18 protein-coding genes, 1 tRNA gene and 1 pseudogene are annotated in these 21021 nt (G+C 53.7%); 11 read left to right on the forward strand and 9 right to left on the reverse strand.

Translation table 11 applies throughout. The features are described from left to right. Positions 1-540: 540 nt before the first annotated feature. A complete protein-coding gene (locus CKW26_RS25925; RefSeq protein ID WP_095050669.1) occupies positions 541-906 on the forward strand; it encodes a DUF6124 family protein in 366 nt (121 codons plus the stop codon). A 119-nt stretch (positions 907-1025) separates the two neighbouring features. Beyond that, entirely contained in the window at positions 1026-1382 is a 357-nt protein-coding gene (locus CKW26_RS25930) for a DUF6124 family protein (protein WP_095050670.1), read from the forward strand. A 54-nt stretch (positions 1383-1436) separates the two neighbouring features. On the opposite strand, the gene CKW26_RS25935 is transcribed toward CKW26_RS25930, so the two are convergent. Further along, complete coding sequence (locus CKW26_RS25935; RefSeq protein WP_095050671.1) at positions 1437-2465, reverse strand: alpha/beta fold hydrolase; 1029 nt, start codon at positions 2463-2465, stop codon at positions 1437-1439. Between the two features lie 319 nt (positions 2466-2784). Here CKW26_RS25935 and CKW26_RS25940 point away from each other — a divergent pair. Continuing rightward, positions 2785-2859: transfer RNA gene (locus CKW26_RS25940), tRNA-Gln, on the forward strand. A gap of 113 nt (positions 2860-2972) precedes the next feature. Here CKW26_RS25940 and CKW26_RS25945 read toward each other — a convergent pair. The 3 genes from CKW26_RS25945 to gstA all read right to left on the reverse strand — a co-directional run bounded on the left by CKW26_RS25945 (position 2973) and on the right by gstA (position 6244). After that, positions 2973-4961 (reverse strand): U32 family peptidase, encoded by a 1989-nt coding sequence (locus tag CKW26_RS25945; RefSeq protein ID WP_095050672.1) that lies wholly within the window; start codon positions 4959-4961, stop codon positions 2973-2975. Between the two features lie 204 nt (positions 4962-5165). Further along, on the reverse strand, positions 5166-5546 hold the full coding sequence (locus CKW26_RS25950; protein WP_095050673.1) for a RidA family protein: 381 nt from the start codon (positions 5544-5546) through the stop codon (positions 5166-5168). Between the two features lie 86 nt (positions 5547-5632). Further along, positions 5633-6244, reverse strand: a complete 612-nt coding sequence (gene gstA / locus CKW26_RS25955; RefSeq protein ID WP_095050674.1) for a glutathione transferase GstA — start codon at positions 6242-6244, stop codon at positions 5633-5635. A gap of 107 nt (positions 6245-6351) precedes the next feature. Between gstA and CKW26_RS25960 the strand changes: the two genes are divergently transcribed. Then, entirely contained in the window at positions 6352-7251 is a 900-nt protein-coding gene (locus CKW26_RS25960; protein WP_095050675.1) for a transcriptional regulator GcvA, read from the forward strand. A gap of 123 nt (positions 7252-7374) precedes the next feature. Next, entirely contained in the window at positions 7375-7788 is a 414-nt protein-coding gene (locus CKW26_RS25965) for a cupin domain-containing protein (RefSeq protein WP_095050676.1), read from the forward strand. Between the two features lie 2 nt (positions 7789-7790). Here CKW26_RS25965 and CKW26_RS30105 read toward each other — a convergent pair whose 3' ends face one another. The 3 genes from CKW26_RS30105 to CKW26_RS25975 all read right to left on the reverse strand — a co-directional run bounded on the left by CKW26_RS30105 (position 7791) and on the right by CKW26_RS25975 (position 9425). Then, positions 7791-7961 (reverse strand): hypothetical protein, encoded by a 171-nt coding sequence (locus CKW26_RS30105; RefSeq protein ID WP_177409290.1) that lies wholly within the window; start codon positions 7959-7961, stop codon positions 7791-7793. Positions 7962-8029: 68 nt separating this feature from the next. Next, positions 8030-8239, reverse strand: a complete 210-nt coding sequence (locus tag CKW26_RS25970) for a hypothetical protein (RefSeq protein WP_095050677.1) — start codon at positions 8237-8239, stop codon at positions 8030-8032. Further along, positions 8214-9425 carry an MFS transporter gene (locus CKW26_RS25975; protein WP_095050678.1) on the reverse strand — a complete coding sequence of 404 codons (1212 nt, stop codon included), beginning with the start codon at positions 9423-9425 and terminating at the stop codon, positions 8214-8216. The genes CKW26_RS25970 and CKW26_RS25975 overlap by 26 nt, the downstream gene beginning before the upstream one ends. Positions 9426-9689: 264 nt before the next feature. On the opposite strand from CKW26_RS25975, the pseudogene CKW26_RS29870 reads away from it, so the two are divergent. After that, positions 9690-9854: pseudogene (locus tag CKW26_RS29870) on the forward strand (phosphate-starvation-inducible PsiE family protein); the annotation flags it as partial. An 89-nt stretch (positions 9855-9943) separates the two neighbouring features. Next, positions 9944-10183, forward strand: coding sequence for a YceK/YidQ family lipoprotein (locus CKW26_RS30590; protein WP_093433088.1), 240 nt, complete (start codon positions 9944-9946; stop codon positions 10181-10183). 233 nt (positions 10184-10416) lie between these two features. Here CKW26_RS30590 and CKW26_RS25990 read toward each other — a convergent pair whose 3' ends face one another. Beyond that, positions 10417-10746: a hypothetical protein gene (locus tag CKW26_RS25990; protein ID WP_095050679.1), complete on the reverse strand. Its 330-nt coding sequence runs from the start codon at positions 10744-10746 to the stop codon at positions 10417-10419. Between the two features lie 1251 nt (positions 10747-11997). Between CKW26_RS25990 and CKW26_RS26000 the strand changes: the two genes are divergently transcribed. Then, positions 11998-18426 (forward strand): ATP-binding protein, encoded by a 6429-nt coding sequence (locus CKW26_RS26000; protein ID WP_095050681.1) that lies wholly within the window; start codon positions 11998-12000, stop codon positions 18424-18426. Here CKW26_RS26000 and CKW26_RS26005 read toward each other — a convergent pair. Next, the gene (locus CKW26_RS26005) at positions 18410-18751 is read right to left on the reverse strand and encodes a hypothetical protein (protein ID WP_177409291.1); all 342 of its coding nucleotides are present in this window, start codon (positions 18749-18751) and stop codon (positions 18410-18412) included. The genes CKW26_RS26000 and CKW26_RS26005 overlap by 17 nt on opposite strands. Positions 18752-18802: 51 nt before the next feature. On the opposite strand from CKW26_RS26005, the gene CKW26_RS26010 reads away from it, so the two are divergent. The 3 genes from CKW26_RS26010 (at position 18803) to CKW26_RS26020 (ending at position 21017) form a co-directional block, all read left to right on the forward strand. Beyond that, a complete protein-coding gene (locus tag CKW26_RS26010) occupies positions 18803-19453 on the forward strand; it encodes a hypothetical protein (RefSeq protein ID WP_095050682.1) in 651 nt (216 codons plus the stop codon). 107 nt (positions 19454-19560) lie between these two features. Then, on the forward strand, positions 19561-20115 hold the full coding sequence (locus CKW26_RS26015; protein ID WP_095050683.1) for a hypothetical protein: 555 nt from the start codon (positions 19561-19563) through the stop codon (positions 20113-20115). Positions 20116-20216: 101 nt separating this feature from the next. Next, positions 20217-21017, forward strand: coding sequence for a putative phage abortive infection protein (locus tag CKW26_RS26020; RefSeq protein ID WP_177409292.1), 801 nt, complete (start codon positions 20217-20219; stop codon positions 21015-21017). Positions 21018-21021 lie beyond the last annotated feature (4 nt).

Raw genomic sequence — 21021 nt, forward strand, 5'->3', positions numbered from 1 at the left:
TTACAATCGGATCAGGCTGCACAGTCACAATGGCTACCGAACTCCGGTGGACATGGAGGCCCTGGCGGCATGAAAAAGGGTAAAACCCTATAACCGTGTCCAGTATCGTTTGACCAGATCAGGTCGGTCCCCTCTCCCTCTGGGAGAGGGCTAGGGTGAGGGGCTTTTAAACACCAGCACCCACACACGTTTAACTTACACGCACTGTTACGCCATAACGGCTACAACACCTTGCGCCGTTACCTACGCGTACGCCAGAATCCGCCGGCTTACGCGCCTTGAGGCGGGCTGTATCGTTTCCCTGTCACTGCAAAACAGTGATCGGGTTTGGTAGCCCGTTTTCTTGATAGTTGTACCGCGTCACCTTATTGAAGTCTCTTTTTTGAGGCTCAGTCTTATATGGTGGCCATGCGTGGGGCCTTTTCGGGGGCGCCGGGGTTCTCTCTATCTTGACCGGTCTACCAACCCACTCGTGGCCGCCACCCTTCGTTTGGTAGCGAAAGTGACGGCTATTCAATCTTTAAAGATGGAGTGCCAGCTATGTTCAAAATTACGCCAAACCCGCCAGAAACCGATCCAATCCCCTACGACGCCGCGCTCGAACCTCAAAACATCAAAGAGGCCACCGACCGTGCGATCAACTTCTACCTCAATCCCTCCGCGCTGAAGACTTCAATACCCACCCGCAAAACCGGCAAGATCTACCTCATCGACCCCACAGTGGATAACGAAACCCTGCTCGTCGAAGCCACTGAAACCTTGTCCTCAGCCACTGACATGGCCCGCGATCTCGCCGATTCAATTGACCCTTCACAGCGCAAAAAGATGCTGATCCTGCAACAGGTGATCATGCTCAGTGAATTAGTGGTCGGCCGAGTTCTGGATAACCAGCGCTTGCCGCACTAGTTGCGATGCAGATGGATGAGGGCGCTCGCGCCCTCATTTGCACGGAAGCGTCCGCAATCGCGGCGCTTCACGCCTTCTATCAAAGAACCTGTAGCGGTTCTTGTCTGGAGTTTCAGCTGATGTCCCAGCCACCCGAACCACAGGTCACTGACCTGGTATCGCCGTACGCCTCGCCCAATTCAAGAAAGCTGCACGAAGCGGCAGAGCGTGCGCTCGACCATTACCTGTTGCCCGCCGCAATTATGGCCGAACCCTATACGCCCAACGCTCTGTTCATGGCCAACCCGCAAGCAGACACCGAGTCGTTGCTGACCAATGCTTGCGGGTCGTTGGCGTCCGCCTCGGTGATGCTCGGCAATTTTGCCGGCGTGCTAGAGGGATCGAACCGCCATACCCTGCTGGGCATTGCGCAAGTGGTCATGTTGGGGGAGTTGGCAGTCAATAAAGCGTTGGATCTGGTTGTGCCAACCGAGTAGTTGCACACGTTAAGGATCAGCAGTCAGCCATTGCGGCTGACTGCTTTTTTGTTTCTACAGGTGATCCGCATCAATCACAGCCTTGGCAAACGCCTGCGGATCTTCCTGCGGCAAGTTGTGCCCGATCCCGCCATTGATCAAGCGGAACTGATACTTGCCGGTAAAGCGCTTGGCGTAATCCTCCGGCGCCGGGTGCGGCGCACCGTTGGCGTCGCCTTCAAGGGTAATGGTCGGCACGTTGATCGACGGCGCGGTGGCGAGTTTCTGCTCCAGCGCTGCGTATTTCGCTTCGCCCTTAACCAGGCCCAGACGCCAGCGGTAGTTAAACACCGTGATATCGACATGATCGGGGTTCTCCAGCGCCTTGGCGCTGCGGTCGAACGTGGCGTCGTCGAATTTCCATTGCGGCGAGGCCAGTTGCCAGATCAGCTTGGCGAAGTCGTGGGTGTTCTTCTCATACCCGGCACGGCCACGGTCCGTCGCAAAGTAGAACTGGTACCACCACTGCAATTCAGCCTTGGGCGGCAGCGGGTTTTGCCCAGCGGCCTGATTACCGATCAGATAACCGCTGACCGAAACTAATGCCTTCACGCGTTCCGGCCACAGTGCCGAAACGATGTCCGCCGAACGCGCGCCCCAGTCATAGCCGCCAAGCACCGCTTGCTTGATTTTCAACGCGTCCATGAAGTCGATGACGTCACTGGCCAGCGCCGCTGGTTGACCATTGCGCAAGGTGTCTTTGGAGAGGAACTGCGTATCGCCATAACCGCGCGCATACGGCATCAACACCCGATAACCCTTGGCCGCGAGCAGCGGCGCGACTTCGTCGTAGCTGTGAATGTCGTAGGGCCAGCCGTGCAACAGGATCACCACCGGGCCATTCGCGGGGCCGGTTTCGGCGTAGGCGACGTCGAGCACGCCGGCCTTCACATGTTTGAGCGGGCCGAAGGGCGAGGACGCGGAATAGCTGACGGCGGCCGGTTCAGTGGTTTGCGCCTGAGCGCTGCCAAAAGCGCCGAGCAGCGCCACAGCCAGAATCGACAAGCCGAATGCAGTTTTGCGGGTGTGCAGTGCCATCTTCATGGTGACGTCTCCTTTGCGAGCCTTTGGCCAAGGGTTCTGAATGAACACCTGAAACCTTGAGTGCATTTGAGCGCGGAGACGTATCTGGCCTGTGTCGAAGAACGGCTTTGTTGAAAGTCGATGTGTCGCGGTGGGGTTCGTACACAGTGTGATACACGGCGGCGAAACCGACTCCCCCTGGACCTGATTCAGGCCAAAATAATAAGTCGCTGTTTTAAAACAAAAAATATTTCACTTCGCGCTTCCCAAAGCCAAAAAACCTTGGTAAATTGCGCCCCGTTCTCACAGCGAACCTAACGAAGTAGCTGGAAAGAGCAGTAGGGGCGTCGCCAAGCGGTAAGGCAGCAGGTTTTGATCCTGCCATGCGTTGGTTCGAATCCAGCCGCCCCTGCCATATTCGAAAAAACGCCAACTTCGCAAGAAGTTGGCGTTTTTTTATGCCTGCGATTTGGCCCGGTGGTGCAGGGCAGGCGTGCGCGGCGCCGAAGCACCGCGCACGTCATCCACTCAGTGCGGTGCGCGCTGGATGGTTTTCATCAGGTCTTCGGGGCTGATGTGGCCGACCACGCTGCCCGGTTGCGGCAGGTTGAGGATGTGGCCTTTCATCTTGCCGATGATGTGCATTTCGCACGGCTTGCAATCGAACTTCAGCGTCAGCACTTCATCACCGTGGATCAACTGCATCGGTGCGACTTTGGTGCGTACGCCGGTCACGCCTTTGGCCTGTTTCGGGCACAGGTTGAAGGAGAAACGCAGGCAGTGCTTGGTGATCATCACCGGCACTTCGCCCGGTTCTTCGTGAGCCTCGTACGCGGCGTCGATCAGCTTCACGCCGTGACGGTGGTAGAAGTCGCGCGCCTTTTGGTTGTAAACGTTGGCGAGGAAGGTCAGGTGCGAATCCGGATACACCGGCGGCGGGCTGGTTTCGGCTTTACGGCCGCCACGCGGATGAGCGGCGACACGGGCAGCGGTCAGGTTCTCGATCACTTCACGGCGCAGGGCTTTGAGCTGCGAGTTAGGGATGAAGAACGCCTGTGGCGCATCCAGTTTGATGTCGGTGGCGTGGTACTGCGTGGTGCCGAGCTGGCCGAGCAGATCGCGCAATTGCTCCAGCGCTTGCTCAGGCTTGTTGGCCACGCCGAACGGACCGGCGAGGGTGACGCTGGCGCTGATGCCTTCTTCACTGGTGGCGGTGACTTCCAGCTGCTCTTCACGCAGGCGTGCGACCCAGCTCAGGGCCACGCGACGCTCTGAAGAGGTCTTCTGCAGTGCCTGTTGCCAGTTGTGATCGAGGTTGCGATTCAACGGGTGGTTCGGGCGCAGCTTGTACAGACCTTCGGGCATCTCGTTCGGCTCGACGCGGTAGCGGTAGCGCTTCTCGCCGTCTTCTTCGAACTCGCCTTTGGCTTCAGCGATGTTGGCGCGGAAACCGACCACTTCGCGTTTGACCAGCACGTTCAAACCATCGCCGTTGGACAGCGGCTCGTGAGTCACGACCTGCATGTCGCGCTTGCCGACTTTCTCGACGGTGCCAACCGGCAGACCGGTGAAGGTCGGCGAGTCGAACGCGCCGATGTCGATCTTGCGATCGGTGACGAAGTAGTCGGTGCTGCCACGGTGAAAGGTTTTTTCCGGGTCAGGCAGGAAGAAGTGTGCGGTGCGACCGCTGGAGGCGCGGGCCAGGTCCGGGCGGTCTTCGAGCACGTCGTCGAGGCGCTGGCGGTAATAGGCGGTGATGTTCTTCACATAGCCCATGTCCTTGTAGCGACCTTCGATCTTGAACGAGCGCACACCGGCTTCAACCAGGGCGCGGATGTTGGCGCTCTGGTTGTTGTCTTTCATCGACAGCAGGTGTTTTTCGTAGGCGATCACGCCACCCTTTTCATCTTTGAGGGTGTACGGCAAACGGCAGGCTTGCGAGCAGTCGCCACGGTTGGCGCTGCGCCCGGTATGCGCGTGGGAGATGTTGCACTGGCCGGAGAAGGCCACGCACAACGCGCCATGGATGAAGAACTCGATGGCGGCGTCGGTTTCGTCGGCGATGGCGCGGATTTCCTGCAGGTTCAGCTCGCGGGCCAATACCAGTTGCGAGAAACCGGCCTGATCGAGGAACTTCGCCCGCTCAAGGGTGCGGATGTCGGTCTGGGTCGAGGCGTGCAGTTCGATCGGCGGAATGTCCAGCTCCATCACGCCCAGATCCTGAACGATCAGCGCATCGACACCAGCGTCGTACAACTGATGGATCAGCTTGCGGGCCGGCTCCAGTTCGTTGTCGTGCAGGATGGTGTTGATGGTGGTGAAAATTCGCGCGTGATACTTGCGGGCGAATTCCACCAGCTCGGCGATTTCGCTGACTTCGTTGCAGGCGTTGTGGCGCGCGCCGAAGCTCGGGCCGCCGATGTACACGGCGTCGGCGCCGTGCAGGATCGCCTCACGGGCGATGGCGACATCGCGGGCAGGGCTGAGCAATTCCAGGTGATGCTTGGGCAAGGACATAGTTTTTTTAGTCAGGCTGTCACGGTTAGGCGCGCATTCTACCCGTGAAATGCGCGCCCGGCACGCCTGTGCTGCCCGATGGTGAACTTCCACTCCGGACCTGTAGGAGCTGCGGCACGCTGCGATCTTTTGATCTTGAAGCTCAGATCAAAAGATCGCAACCTCGTTTCACTCGACAGCTCCTACAGGGGCTGGGGTGATGTGTCAGGCCTTGGCCGCCATCGCAGTGACTTCCACGCGCATGCCTTCAACGGCCAGCGACGCCACACCTACTGCCGCACGCACCGGCCAAGGCTTGGCGAAGAAACGCTTGTAAACCTCGTTGAACGCGGCGCGATCAGCCATGTCGGTGAGGTAAATGGTCAGGTGCATCACTCGATCCATCGAGCTGCCGGCGCGCTCCAGTGCAACCTTCAGCGCTTGCAGGGTGCATTCGCTTTGCGCGGTGATATCGCCCAGTTCCAGACTGCCGTCGGCACGGGTTGGAATCTGGGTGGAAACCATGATGCCGTTGAACGTAGCGACGTCCGAGGAAATCGAGTCGGCGTCCGGATCGGGAGTGAAGGTGATGTCTTGGTTAGCCATGCTGATCCTTTGATTGAGCGAGTGAAGATGGCCGCAGTTTACAGATACAGCGTCGACATGGCCCGCTCCGTGGCAACAGAGGCCGGTCAGACCGGCTGCGTTGCGGCTTCCGCCGCGATGGCTGCAAGAACGCAGGGGCGGGCGCCGATGCGCTGCATGTAGCTGGCAAGTGCCGGCCAGTCCTGTATGTCGATGGCAAAGGTCGGCAGCCACTTCAGCACGGTGAACAGATAAGCATCGGCGACGCCGAATCTGCTCATCAGATAGTCCCGAGCCGACAGTTGATGATTCAGGTAGTCGAGGCGCTTGAACAGTGTGTGGCGGAAAATCGTTTTGACCGATTCCGGGATCTGCGCATTGAACAGCGGTGCACTGCCCCCGTGAATTTCCGTACTGATGAAGTTCAGATGTTCCTGCAAGCGCGTGCGCTCCCATAAACCCAAGGGTGGCGCCAGCGTGTTGCCGGGCACCTGATCGACCAGAAACTGCAGGATCGCCGGCCCTTCCGTCAGTACCTCGCCGTTATCCAGAACCAGCGCTGCAACGTAGCCCTTCGGATTGATCTCGCGAAAGTCATGGCCATCGGCGGTGCGTTTACTCTGGTTGTTGACGCGAACCAGTTCGAACGGCAAACCCAGTTCTCGCAGCACAATGTGCGGGGAAAGCGAACAGGTCATGGGCGCAAAATACAGTTTCATGGCACTTCCTTGCTGAGAGAGAGCGCCAGATTCCATTGCCGAAGCGGCTTTCGCAAAGGTCATTTACGGTGCTAGCGTATGACAAAATCTCATGAGCACTCAGAACCATGACGGTCCGACTTCCCTCGCTGAATGGCTTGCGCGCCTTTGAAGCGGTCGCCAGGCACATGAGCTTCACCAAGGCTGCCGAAGAACTCAATGTCACCCAGACCGCTGTCAGTCACCAGATTCGCCGACTCGAAGCCGAGCTGGGCGGGCCACTGTTTTTGCGGCTCAACGAGGGGTTGGTGCTGAGCGAGGACGGGCACGCCTATTTGCCGGGTGTGCGTGCAGCGTTTCATGAACTGCGGTATTCGACTGAGCAGTTGCTCGCGTCTCGCGATAAAAGCGTGCTGACGATCAGTACGCTGGTGTCGTTTGCATCGAAGTGGCTGTTGCCGCGTTTGCCGTCCTTTCAGCAGGTGTTTCCCGCTATTGATGTGCGAATCAGTGCGGCCACTGAGCTGGTCGACTTTCGCAAGGGCACGATTGATGCGGCGATCCGTTATGGGCGCGGCGACTGGAAGGGGTTGTGTGGCGATTTTCTGATGTCCGATGATATTTTCCCGGTATGCAGTCCGGCATTGGCGAAAACGTTGCGAACGCCCGCAGACCTGGCCAATCACGCATTGCTGCAAGTCAGTGGCGCGACGGCCGGTGACTGGAGCGCCTGGTTGCGTGCCGAGGGCCAGCCGGCGCAACTTGCAGAAGGCCCGCGCCTGACCTTTGACCTGGCGATGATGGCGGTACAGGCAGCGGTTGACGGGCAGGGTGTGTGCATTGGCCGTTCAACCTATGTCGAGGATGATTTGCGGGCCGGGCGTCTGGTGGCTCCGTTCGATCTGCGCTTGCAAGATGAACTGGGTTTCTATCTGGTAGCGCCCCATGAAACGGCGCAATCGAAGAAGATCGTGGCGTTCAGGACATGGCTGTTGGCACTGTCACCGGGCAAAGACACTTTTGTATAAGCGTGTATCAAGTTGCCGCGCAGACACACGCGAACAATAAACCCGGGGTTTACGACACATCAGCCATACACGCGACTCCCAAAGTAGCGGTCACACCACCACTGCGTTTGAGAGGGCAACATCATGCATCGTCCATTGTTACTGGCCAGCGCTGCGCTACTCGCTTCAATCATCGGCGTCGCCCACGCGGCTGACGCGCCAGCCAAGAGCTGGCAACAAGGGTTGAGCCGGACCGATCTGGTGCGCGAGGACCTCGGTGCTGCCGAGCGCGAAGTGATTCAGGCGCGAGTCGATTTCGAACCGGGCGTGACTTCGCCTAGGCATGCACACCCGGGTGTCGAGGTCGCTTACGTGATCAGCGGCACGTTCGAATATCAACTGGAGGGCAGGGCGCCGGTGACGTTGAAGGCGGGGGATTCGCTGTTCATTCCTGAAGGCGTAGCGCATGTGGCGCGCAATGTCGGTCAGGACAAAGGTTCGGAGCTGGCGACTTACATCGTTAAAAAGGGCGAGCCGTTGCTGATTCTCAAGCCGTAGAGCTAACGCGCCGGGCCGTTATAAATCATATGCAGTATCAGCAATTCTGCAAAAGCGACCACCATGCAAAATCGTACAAACCCCGCCGTGAAGACTCGGCGGGGTTTTTCGTAGGTGAAGTCGAAACCGAATAGCAGCAACAAAATGCCGAAGAAGGTTTTTATCGCGCGCATCTGTCTTCATCCTTGGCCCGGCCAATTGGGCACAGCTGATTCATAACATTGGTTCTAGGCACGGCTTCTTAATGAAGCGTCACAATCCGACGACTCTCGCCAATCCTGATTCTGTCCAGCGCCCGGTTCAACGCATCGAGCGCATCGAGCAGGGCTTTGGCCTCGGCCTCTCGACCTTCGCCCCAGAGGCGCTCGGCCATTTTGTTCAACGCCTGGATCGAACGCTCGATGTCTGCGGCGGTGGTTTTGTGTTCAGGGGCCGGTGGTTTCTTCGGCATTCAGGGTTCCTCTGATGACGGCAAACCACCATACCGCTGCGGCGCCCAACAGCATAGTCAGCAAGGCCAGAATCAGGATCACTCCTTGTGTGCCCAGGCTTGTGGCCAGCAGCGCCACCAGCAAACCCGCCAAGGGTTGCGAGAGGTTATTGAGCAAGGTGATCACGCCCACGGTTTTGCCGAAATCCTTGGCCGGAATCACCCGCTGGCGGATGCTGCGCATGTAGATGTTGAACATCTTGTCGAAGCCGACGATCAGCAGGAAACCCACCACATAGCCGGCCAGATTCGGACTCAGTGCACTGATGAGGGCGCCAGCGGCGATCATCGAGTAAGCGAGCCCGCCCAGTAACCGCTGCGGGATTTCAACCCGGGCGAGGAAGAATAGAATCACGATGGTGGTGACCGCGCCGGCAGCCTGCAGTCCGGCATACGCATCTTTGCCGGCGCTGTACTCGCCGATCACCATCGCCGCTGACGTCGCCAGAGTGACGCCGACGATCAGGTTGACCCCGACGGCCAGCAGAATGATTTTTTTCAGCTCCGGCAGTTCACGTATATGCCCGAAAGCGATACGCAGCGGTTGCAGCCAGATGTCTTGATGCTGCTCGAACACTTCCAGAGTGATACGGCTGAGGCGTTGCCAGACCAGCATGCTCAGGTCCGCCAGCAGGAAGAGCCCGGCGACCCACAGCACCACCCAATGCCAGGCCCAGATTTCCAACAAAAGCGCAGCCACCAGTGGCCCGAGAACCAGCCCGGTCTGATCGGCGATCTGCGAATAGGACAAGGTCTTGGTGTAGCTGTAGTGTTGGAAAATGTGTGGCATCAGCACCTCGCGGGCCATGATGCCCTGGGTGGTCAGCACGCCACATAGCGCCGACAGCACGACGACCCAGGCGATACCGCCGAAGAGGGCAAACATTGCCACCGCGATCAGGCACAGCAGGGCCCGGTAAACCTGGCTGATGTGCAGGATGCGGATGGGCGAAAACTTGTCACACAAGGCTCCGCACAGCGGAAACGCGAGAAACCGCGGCAGCGATTCGACGAAAAACGCCAGACCTGCCCAGGAGGCGCTGTTGGTGGTCTGGAATACCACCAATGGCACGATGAACAGCAGGATCTGATCCGCCAGCCGCGACAGAAACAGCGAGGTGAAAAAGGCCAGGTAGTCCTTGCGCAAAATGAAGCTCCTTTATGTCGACGGTCTGGCATCACCTACTGGATGCAGCACGTTCCGGGATAGAAGATACTGGTGGTTCTTGAAATGGCTAGAACCGTCATTATCTCGCCCGTTGTGGGCCATGGCGCCGGTTCCATGGCCATGAACTGGAGGATTCGTCCATGACCAAGCGCGGGCTACCAGAACAAGACGCTTCTTTTAAATTTTTCCGGGTGCAATGGACACTCATTCATGCTTATGAGCGGTTCGAGCAGATAATCGTTTCTGCTGATCGCGCTGTTGGCGCTCAGTCGAAAATTCGTGATTCTGGATTCGATGACTACACCCGCCACTATAATTGCCGCGCTGGGCTTCGCGACACTGGTGCTTGGCATCGTGTGCTGGCTTCTCGGCAAACAGAGTGGCGATTCAACGGTTGATCGGGAATAAATAGATAGCAGTGGTGTCGCAGAGAGGGTGACTAACATTGCGCAACAGCGTCTATGCAGGTCTGCGCAAAGAAGTAAAAAGGAAGTTAAGTGGTTCGAAAGGCGATTCTACTGGTGCTGACTGCCAGCCTGAGTGGGTGTATGGCAACCGCCATGCGTATGGATTATGACAAGCACCGTTGCCCCTACATCGGCATTCGGTTTGACTGGTGGTTGGTGGGCACGTCCAAAGGAAAACTGATTCCCTTTTTACTGATCGACGCGCCATTTTCTCTAGTGGTCGACACTGTCTTTTTTCCCTTCGAATATCAATACAGCTGCAATTTCTAAACTGGGGGTGGTGTTAGTGTTCAGGTTTGCTCTGTCCGTGGCTCAACCTGCATTCGGCTGAGTGACAGGCAGAAAACGGTCAGAAACTGCCGTTCGAAATATGTTGTTTCTGACCCATAGCAGACATCCATTCACTGGCCAGGGGTATAGATGAGCAAACCTATTTGATGTCTAGTGGCATCAGCAATTGAGAGTCTTGGATGGGTGTAGGTCTGCCACAGGCGAATGCCAGGTTAGCCATTCAGCTTTGCAGCCAAAAGTGCACGCTCCTCTGTAAGTGCGTGGAAAACGCCAGGGTTTGCGCCCGAGTGCAGGTATAAGAAGTAGCGACCTTGCTGATCGCGCAGAATTCGATAGACATCGGGCGGTCTGCGCATGCCGGGCGGTGTGTTCCGATTTGCAAGGAAATCATAGCTCTCGATGTTCAGGCGTTGTAGCGCTGCTTCAAAGTCCGCTTGAACGTCCAGCCTCCATTTCCGAACTCGGCGAATCTGCGTGACGAGACAGTGTAAAAGGAACAACACCAGGCCGGTCAGCGCGGCGGCCCTCATTCCCTGTTCCATGCGCTTGCTCCAATCCATGTGATATGGGGTTAAGCAATAGCCCATCCAGCCACGAATTCAACCGTTTGAGTAAGCATATGACAACCAGGCAATCTGACTGGGAGTCAATCGAACGGGCTTAACGGGTCGGGTTCGCTTTCCGTCCGAACCTGATGCTCGATCTCGATAGGCAATAAGCAGTTCGTGGTGGCGAGCAACAATTGTCTGATGCAAAGAGTTAAGTGGCGACGTCAGTGGGGCCGAGAAGGACCTCATAGATCAACCCTGCCTCATAAAGGCACGTTCGCCACTCTAGAAAACCTGGACGGTCCTCGCACAGAAGGCGAACGATCCGCCCATCCTCTGCGAAAGAAACTTCCTCCACCAACGCGATATCTCCCGGTGCCGCCTCTCGAGAGCTAATCCAATCAGTGAAAACTACCTTTGATTGATCAACGCTGATCAGTTTTATGAAATCACCTTTAGAAATTGCCATGTCCTTTCGCCTGGATTTTCACTGATAGCAAGTACATAAGCCTATCGGCATTTTTAAGAGAAACCCTTTTTGGGTCTGAGGGCGTCGTTTGGGCGATGTCCGCTTCTGCCCGAAAGCTGCCTGTTGACCAAAGTCAATGCAATCAACGCGCTCTGCTTCGAGTGATTCGATTCGCCCAAACGTAGTAGTGTCGCCAAGGCAGGGATGCGGCAATAACCGGGAAAATGCGGAAACGCTCCATAAAAAGAGGAGCAAGACTTCTGAATGCCAGAAACGACAAAGCCCTGAATAATCAGGGCTTTGTCGGTACCAAATATGGCGGAGGCGATGGGATTCGAACTCATGGACCTGTTACAGTCGACGGTTTTCAAGTCCGACAAATAATATAATGATATCAACATCTTATCGAGATTTGGCTTCCGCATGGTTAACGGAGTCTGCCCTCTGCCAGCCGCTAAATTAAAGGGCCTAAATCACAGTTGCGGAAACGATTTTTCCGTTGTTTTCTGTTAATTCGATATACCTGAAAGACGGTATTGGCTCGTATTCGCTGAACATTTACTCACTTAAATTCCTTGGAGTTGGAGGATTTTGGATGCGCCATTCGCTACATAAACGCTCCACAGTGAGCGATTGAAGTCTCGGGGTGTTGATGGCAGATTGCGACGTAGTCGGTTGAGCACTTCCCCTGCAGGCTTTGGCTTGACGTATCAGCCACACTCCGCTCAGATGAGGTCGTTGAAATTCACTGTTGGGAAAAAGGACACCACAGAAAAATGTCGAGTATTGCATCTGATATCGATACCGTCCGCGCTTCTCGCGCTGGTCACGCCTTCCACGAGCGATGGGCAGCGAGGAGAGCTTTGCAGTTGATTTTTCCCAACGACGCTCTATTTGCGATTGCCGTAGAGGGTATTTCTTCTACAGAAACAGCGAGTCCCGGAAAGCAAGCGGAGGAGGTTGCAGACCTTGTCCTCTACTACGGGAGCGGAGACAACTTTCAGACCTGTGAGCGACTAGAGACGGTTCAGTTCAAATACAAGATTCGTGAAGATGCCGTCACAGCAGCATACTTAAAAAAAACAATCGAGAAATTTTGCGACACGATTCTAGGCTACGAGAAAGAATTTTCAGGCTGTGATGTTGATAGAAAAGTTTCTTTCGTTTTCGTAACAAACTCAGAGTTCACAGAAAATCTTTGGGAGGCGATCGCTGCGCTCATAAAAGGCACGACGCCTTCAGACTCTAATTCAGCCGTCCAAGCTCGTAATCTCAGGAAGTGGTGTGCTAATCGCGGCTTAACTGACGTAAGCCGCTTGTTCTCAAGGATAGTTTTCCGAGCCGGAGAGAAAAGCCTCGCGGGCCAAGACAACCTACTCAAGCGAACACTTACTGACTGGTCGGCAGGCTCAGACTCGGATGCGCGACTGCGGCTATACGGACTTCAGGATCTGGTCTTAAAGAAAGCAGGACCTAGTGGTCAAGGTAAGAATCTGATCCGGCGCGAGGACATCTTGGATTCGCTTGATTGTGAGCCGGAGGATCTGTTCCCAGCAGCTCCTCGTTTTATCGACGTAGGGGCCATCGTCGAACGAGCAGAGCTCTTTATGGCGAGTAATCTGATCAAGACGTCAGAGTTGCCTGTCGTCGTCCACGCGGAGGGTGGAGTGGGCAAAACGGTATTTGCACGAAGCCTTGCTGAAAGGATGGAGAACGAGTTCGAGGTTGTCGTTTTTGACTGTTTCGGTGGCGGCTCGTATCGCTCGGATAATCAAGCCCGGCACCTTCCGAGAATCGGCTTGGTGCAGATCGTCAACGAATTGGCTTCTCGCACACTATGTGATCCGATGCTGCCAGGAGGCAATGACAGTATTAAAATAACTAAGTCGGCCTGTAAGCGGTTTGCACAAGCTGCTGCGGCAATCCGAGATCAATCAAAGAAACTTGGCCTTCTTATTATTATCGACGCATCGGATAACGCCCAGCTCGAAGCCGATTATCGACACGAGGACTCCTTTCCGAAGCGTCTACTTTCGGCCATGAATGAGGAGCGGATCGACGGAGTAAAGCTGTTGCTTACGTCGCGTACCCATCGTAAGGATACGGTCATTGGCCGCTCTAAGGTGGACGAGATCGAACTGGGACCATTCACCGATTCGGAGGCTCGAGAATTTCTAGATGTTCGTAAGCCAAACGCTTCTGGTGTAGAGATAGCCACTGCCCTGACTCGATCCGGCCGGAATGCGCGTGTTCTCGATTATCTCGTTCAAACGTGGGGGGTAAATGTCGTCTGTGATGTTTCGGCTGCACTCATCTCGGTCCCCGAAATAATTGCCCAGCGCTGTACCAAAATCTTCTCGGAACTTCACATCGCGGGTTGGTCGGATACGGATGTAATCGAGTTCTTCGTCGCCTTATCGCTGCTTCCTCCACCAATTCCACTCGAAGAACTGGCAAATGCGCTCGGGTGGTCTGTGGTTCAGGTGAGTACCGCCGCATCTGATTTGACCCCAATGCTCGAAATCTCATTGCATGGTGCAATCTTCAGGGACGAACCTACGGAAACATTTATACGGGAGACATATTCCTCTCGATTGGAGGCTCAAAGAGCCATTGCAGACCGCCTTCTTTCTTCCCAGTCGACATCGGCCTACGCCGCTGAAGCGCTGCCGCATTTTCTAGTGGTCATTAAAGATAGCGACCGAGCATTTGCTCTTGCCGATTCAACGAGCTTTCCTACGACGGTGCAGTCAGAGTTCGGTCGTCGAAGACTCACACTTGCGAGGCTTCATGCGGCCTTTCGATTGGCGGTTGTGCAAGATGATCTAGATCGAGTGTTGGGTCTCAGCATGCGACTAGGGCAAGTCGAAACTGCCAACATGCGAGGGGATGGATTCATACTGAGCTCGCCAGCTCTTGCAATTGTACTCGGTGACCCTGACTCCTATCGGCGGCTTGCTGCTGATCGCTCGGGATGGCGTGGCGGTCGAGGTTCTCGGCTAACGGTCGCGCATTTGATCGCGGGTAACATTGAGGAAGCGCAAATCCAATGTGAGAGCACAGTCCGCTGGATCAAATGGTATAACGCGCAGCCGCGTGATGATGCAAATCGAGACCTTCCGGGACCTAGTATCGACGATTATGCGGCTGTGCTATTCCAGCGTGTCGCCGATAATCAGTTCCACCTTGTGGATAGTAATCTCGCAAATTGGAATACTCGTTTTTCACTTTCTGTAAGTGACGAGCTTTTACGACTTTTAGAGTTGTACGATTTGGCAAACGGAACGACGATATTCGCAGATTTTTCGTCATTCGCTGCAAGTCGTGAGTGTACATCGCGTACCCTCAAGCTGCAGTTCCTTTCACGATCTCACTTACTTAGTAGGCTACACGTAAAGGCACTTGCAAGGTTAATTGCTACTTCCGCGGCGCCTGAAGGTGATGAAGAGAGGGACTTCTCGACTGAGCCAAAAGGGAGCCATAGCGACACTAATGCCGCATTAATCGCACTACTCTACAGCTCGCGAGCGGCGGCTTTAGCCATCATCAGCAACGCTCCGATTTCTCGCCCGTCGAGTTACGACTATAGCGAGCGTTTCGGACACTCTAACGCTTGGGGGGCAATACTCTGGGCCTGTGTTCGCGCTTGGTCCGCTGGTCGACGTGTTGCATGTCATGATCTGCTCCCCCAGAACGTTAAGATAACTAACCAAGCAAAGGCTGCAGTTAATCAGACGGATCTGCTCAAATTTCTGAAGGGGCTTCGAGAGCCTGCCGCCAACGGCTCTAGTAAGAAGGGCGGCAGTAAGCAGCAAAAGGCAAAATTCAGTGACCGGGAGTGTGAGGACATTTGCAAAGGCATTTTACTTGCGTGCGAACTGACCTCGCCAATCGAGGACGCTATCCTTTCCCGCAAATGCCTCTCCGGGTCTACTTTTTCTCACCTCCTGGGTGCGTGGCGTAAGCACACCCGGTCAAATATTCACTGGCGGGCTGAAACGGCTGCTGACTCACTTGTTCGCACTGTTGGTCTCGGTTGTGCACATATTATTTTGGCCCATGCACAAGAAATATCTACGGAAGAAATTACGACGCTGCTCAGTTTAATTTCCTCTGGAAGTTTTACTGTACAGCAGAAAATTAATGTGTTGGCTCAGATGGCTCAGCGGTCATCTCTTCATGAACTCGCTGGAAAATTTGCGCAGCATGTGGCGGACCAGATTCGCCAAGATGACGATATTGGACAGCGTGGTATATCCCACGTGAAGCTCGCCGCCTCTATTATTCGTATGAGTATCGACGAGGCCAGAGAGTATTATCGACAAGGTTTAGCCGAGTTAGACCAGTTTGGTGGCGAGAGCTATGATCAAATCTATTCATTGCTTCATTTCGCGAGTGTCCAGCAAGGCGGTTTTCTAAAGCCCGAGCTAGGCCAGCGCCTCATGAACCTTTGCCAGACCTTAATTCGGAATGAACCAAGAAAGTTTGGGTGGACGTTGTTTGCACGAGCTGCAGCCCAATCCATTGGGTTTCCGGCAATAGCGAAACTAGTGCGTTGGCATGATCAAGATGTTGCTGATCTGTCCTACGGACTACCGCAGCTTGCGTGCTTTCTTGCTAAGAACGGACATCTCGACCCGCGCCGTGCCGCCTATATTTTTACGATTTGTGAAGATCACGGTTGGTGGGATTGGCGCACCGGTGAGGGTGTTGCAGATCTACTGAAACTTTCGGGAACTAAGGATCAGCGCCGGATCTTTCAAGCGGTCATCAAAAAACTGATTAATGAGTACCCGTTCGGTGGGTGGCCTTCACTTTGGGAAAGCTTCCTCGAAACTGGGGATCAGTACCCAAACGTAGTCACCGTCGAAGAGCGAGAACAGATCGAGCTGCTCAGGACATATGCTAAACGTAAGCAGGATGAGTTCAATGCTCGCGGCAATTCGTCGCCGGAAATTTTGTCTGATCAAATAATGAAAATTCCAAGTGAAGAAGAGATTGAAAACCTAATAGCAAAGTTAGTTTACGAATGCGACTCTTCCTCGTCAGCTTCCATCGATAATACTCTTAAAGCGATTTCATCGGACAACAGACTACCTTTCGGAGCTCGGGAGCGCTTCATTATCGGCTTGCGGACCACGTGCCCTTATGCAAGTCGTTTGGCTTTTTTGATTGCAGTCTGCGACGCTGCCGAGATTGGGTTTACTCGATCACTGGAAATACTAGTCGAGTGCTTTACCGTATGGATTAGTTCATCCAAACACCTCTTATCTGACGCAAAAAAACTTGTTGAACGACTTTTTGAGAGTAAGAGTTCCGAGCTTTTTGAAGATCAGTTCTCTGATATTGCGCGTGACATCCGTAAGCTTTCAGACTTCTGTAGTGACAAGCGCTTTGTGTTACAACTCGTCCTCCGGAAGGTGGCAGCGGATGGGGTTGATCTTGACGGTGATGATTGGCTGCAGCTCGCTACGGCTCTATGTGAAGTTACAGTAGATCATGCCGGCCTCAACGCGTTGGAGCGTTTACTATCTGGCCCTACCGCTCGCATTGCTGACGAAATCGGAGAGGGACCACTCCGACCAGAGCAAGCAATTGTGGCAGGCGAGGAGGAAATTCTCTCTGATGTCATCTGGCATCTTCTTGGTAATGAAGACGGGTACGTCCGTTGGAAGGTTGCCCGAAGTTTAAATACACTTTTCGAGCTTGGGCTAAATGATGAGCTTTCTCGCTTACTTGATGGGTTTGACCAGAGAGCAATCGCCGCTCTGGGATCTACAGAGCGGTGTCTATCTTTCCAAAACTCCCAGCAATGGTTACTTATGGGCTTGGCGCGAGCTGCGCTGCATCACGGGCAGGCGATGCAGTTTGTAAAGCCTAATCTAGACGCTTTAGCAAAGCGGAACAACCTGCACGTCATAGACAAAGTCCATATCGCGAGATGTCTAGCAAATATCAACATTGAAGGTGCGCGAGATGCTGATTTGGAAGCGCTGCTCGTAGAAATCAATCAACCTCCACATGGCATTATTACTACCGATGTCTACCCGCCTGCTGCAAGTACAGTGTCGGATTTTAGCTTCGGTTACGAGTTTACGAAGCATGAGATCAGAGATCTCGCAGCACTTTTCAATCTTGCGCAAGCAACGGTTGAGGATGCGATTGCGGATGAGATTACCCGTCTTTGGCCGGACGCTACTTCCATGGATTATTTTCCCGGCCATGAGCGGTACGATTGGGACCGAGGTGATCGCTTCGAATACTACCGAGAGCATGTTCAAAGACATGCATTACTCAACGTAGCCACGAACTTTTCAAAAGCTCTGCCCGTAGTCGTTCGGAGCTATGAAACGGAAGTAGTGTCACCTTGGCTGAAATGGCGCGACCGTTACGACGTTACGTTCGATGATGGTTCGTGGCTATCTGACCGGAAAGATCCTGTTCCTCTGCAAGCAAAAGAAGATCTGTTAGGTAAAAGAATCGGTCAGCAAGAAGTATTGCAGAGCCAGGCAACGATCATGCAAAAACTGGGGTTTGTGGAAAGCATTAGCAACGGGCTTTTCCCACTATATGGGCGCTGGTCATCGCCCGATGGGGTGACGGTTACGATCACCTCGGCGCTAACCGAGCGTAAGGGTTCGTTGGGACGCTGTATGGCATTTGCCAAGAGGTCTAGTCATGACCTTTGGCTGCCGGAGTTTTGGGATGATGGGTATTACGATCACCGTCGTCGCTTGGAGAACCCTTTCGCTCCGTTAGTATGGGTACCGGAAATCTACAGTCTAGGTATCGATGAGGGTGACGAAATCGCTGCTCGGGGGGCAGGAGGGAGACCGCGTCTTGGAGTCGAACTCACAAAAACACTAGCGTTGATTAATGAGCCTCATAGTGGCGAATGGCAAACGACAGATGGGTGTGTCGCTTTGAGAAGCCAGGTTTGGGGCAAGTGGGCACCCGACCCCGATCAAAGGCAATTTCACCATCATGATGATGGTGAAATTTTATGGGCCTGCTCCGATTGGCTTGCTTCGACATTGTCCAGTCTCCACCTGCGACTTGTTTTTACAGTGACGCTTCGGAAGTACAAATCGTCGCGCAGCTACGACACTTCAACTGGGGTTACGTCTGTCCTCGTTGGAATAAGAAATGAGGAAGGCGCCCTAAGGCTGTGGGAGGCGAAAGAGGCTTCTAAACAAAACTATTGAGATGATCAGTGGTGGAACAGATGGGACAAGGTAGACCTATAACTACGCCGTTCACGTTTGAAAACGCATACAGCGCGATGTGCTGTGCAGGTGTCACCCCCACGAAGGAAGTGCGGGCGATGATTCGATCCTTTTCACTGCAGTACTGCCGACCGTACAAAGAGGTGCACCCGAAAACGTGGGCAACTGCTCCGCTCAGGTTCCGCTCCCACGTCGGCAGGCGTTCGGCCCGGTAGAATTGCGACTCGACTTCGCCGACGTCGCTCAGCTTGATCTTGCGAATCGCGCGCTCTAGTTTCTTTTCGTCGATCTGTTGTGCGGACATAGGGGATCCTCGCAGGTATATTGCGATGTGGAAGGGGGGAGGAGGAGCAAAATGAGTTTTTGTTTGGCAATTACTGAGGCGGATTGGTCTCTGACTAAGGACGTGTTCTCCATTGTAGGGACAGTATTTACTGCGCTTGGAGTAATTGTCGCGAGCTATGTAGGTTTGAACGGCCTAAAAACATGGAGGCGCCAAATCAGAGGGAATAATGATCACGAGCTTTCGAGAAGGATGCTTGTAGAGTCTTATAGGTTTAAAAAAGCTTTTTTTTACGCTAGGAGGCCAGCGATATATCCTCATGAGTTTCGAGAAAGTGGGGGGCCTGCATTCGGCGGTGATCCTATTGATCGATTCAAGCGTCAAAAGCTAGGGTTTCAACGCAGGATAGACGTCTTCAACAAAGAATTCGCTGCGCTCTCAGCGTCCATGTTTGAAGCTGAGGCGCTTTGGGGACAAGGTATTGTTCAAAGCATTAGATATGTTGAAATGCTAAAGGATGAGTATGAAGATTACATAGCTATAAAGTTAATGGCCATGGATCCAGAAGAGAGCGACGAAGATCGGCAGGACTACGAGGGGTTCTTAGGTGATAGACGCACGGTTTTAAGAAGTAGATTGGGTGAGGTTGACGAGTTTGGCGATGAAGTGCAAAGTGCATTAACTAGCCTCGAAGCAATGTTGAAGGCTAAGTTGGTGGCCTAATCTTTATGGTGCATCAAGGGTTAACGATGACGCGTTGAACCTGGCGTGATCGCAGAATTTGGTTATTTGTGTTCGGCCCGGCATGGAGCCGGATCGAGGAGATTCGAATGGCGGATTCGCCGTGGGATATGTTGTCAGCTCTTGGCACACTAGCCGCCGTTGCTGTTGCTTTGGGGGTCTCCGGGCATACGTCCTGGGTAAATCGCAGGGCAGACAAGGATCGTTCAGAACTGGTCGCGGCAAAAATGCTAAGTCCTATCACGGAGCTTGAAAGTAAAGCCTCCTATCTATTCGCCTGGTTCTGTTTCGATGATGGAGAGCCGGTTGATGGGTACGTTAATATTCTCAGAGCCATACAAGAGTTTGATGTCATGGCTAAAGCTATTTCTATTGACGATCTGTACCCGTTGCTTCATTTGAAAAGCCATGCTGCAAAGAGAACGGCGAGGGCGCTAGGACTCATTCAGAGTTTTTCTGCTGATGCCAGCGTGATGATTTGCCACCACACTTGGAGCGACGCTTCTCAGCATAAAAAACACTACAAACGATGGGTTGTAATGCTTTCTGAGATCAAAGATCACCTCAATATCGCCATGTCGTCGTGTGAGGCAGCGGCCTCTACTGGTGCGCCGCGGCCAACCGCAGAAGAAATTCATGGGTAACAACACCCGCCCTCCGTCACCGGTGGTGGCAATTTGGTTTTGGTTGGGGTATTACGGTTAACCGGCATGGAGCCGGGTCAACAATGGGCAGGCTATTAAAAATGAAGATTAAAGCAGGGGTAGTTATCACTGTTGGGGTCGCTGCAGTATTCGCTGCGTATTTTGGATATTACTATTTTTTGTTTTCGGGATATGGGTTGTCGGAAGAGATTGCTGAATTAAAGGGCGTTCGAAGTGGAACTTTTGGTGATGCTTTTGGAACCCTAAATGCTCTTTTTTCTGGCCTGGCATTCTCTGGAGTTCTAATTACACTTTACTTTCAGCGAAAAGATTTGGAAGCGAACCAAGCTCAAAATGCGAAACAGCAAACAGAATCCCAATTTTACAATATGCTTACACTGCAGCAACAGGTTGTCCAAGGTTTTGATTTGCATCGAAAGGGTGAGAATGCACATACAATTCAGGGGCGAGATTGTTTCCGGGATTGGCGAAATAAATTGCAGACTAGGTACAGTGAGATGTTTATAGAGTTCAAGGATAAGCCTGATATAGTGCGGGGCCTTGAAGCATATAAAAAGGTCTTAAAGTCCCATCAGGGCGATCTCGGTCTGTATTTTAGAAGCCTGTATTCGTTATTCAGATTTATCGATGATGTGGAAGCTACACAAAAGAAGCATCTAGGGGCCGTTGTGCGATCTTTATTGTCGGATCACGAGCTCGTATTCATTTTCTATAATTGCTTAAGCGAGAAGGGGCGTAAATTTAATCGTTTCGCAATTGAGTACGCCTTGTTTGATAATTTGGATGTCGAATTGCTATTAAACAAAATGCATGTGGTGCATGCCGACAGAGCTACATTGGGTAGCAACAAAGTTGCGCTAAACCTCTATGAGGTTAGATAGTTTG

The sequence above is a fragment of the Pseudomonas sp. Irchel s3h9 genome, assembly GCF_900187475.1.
Classification (GTDB): Bacteria; Pseudomonadota; Gammaproteobacteria; order Pseudomonadales; family Pseudomonadaceae; genus Aquipseudomonas; species Aquipseudomonas neuropathica.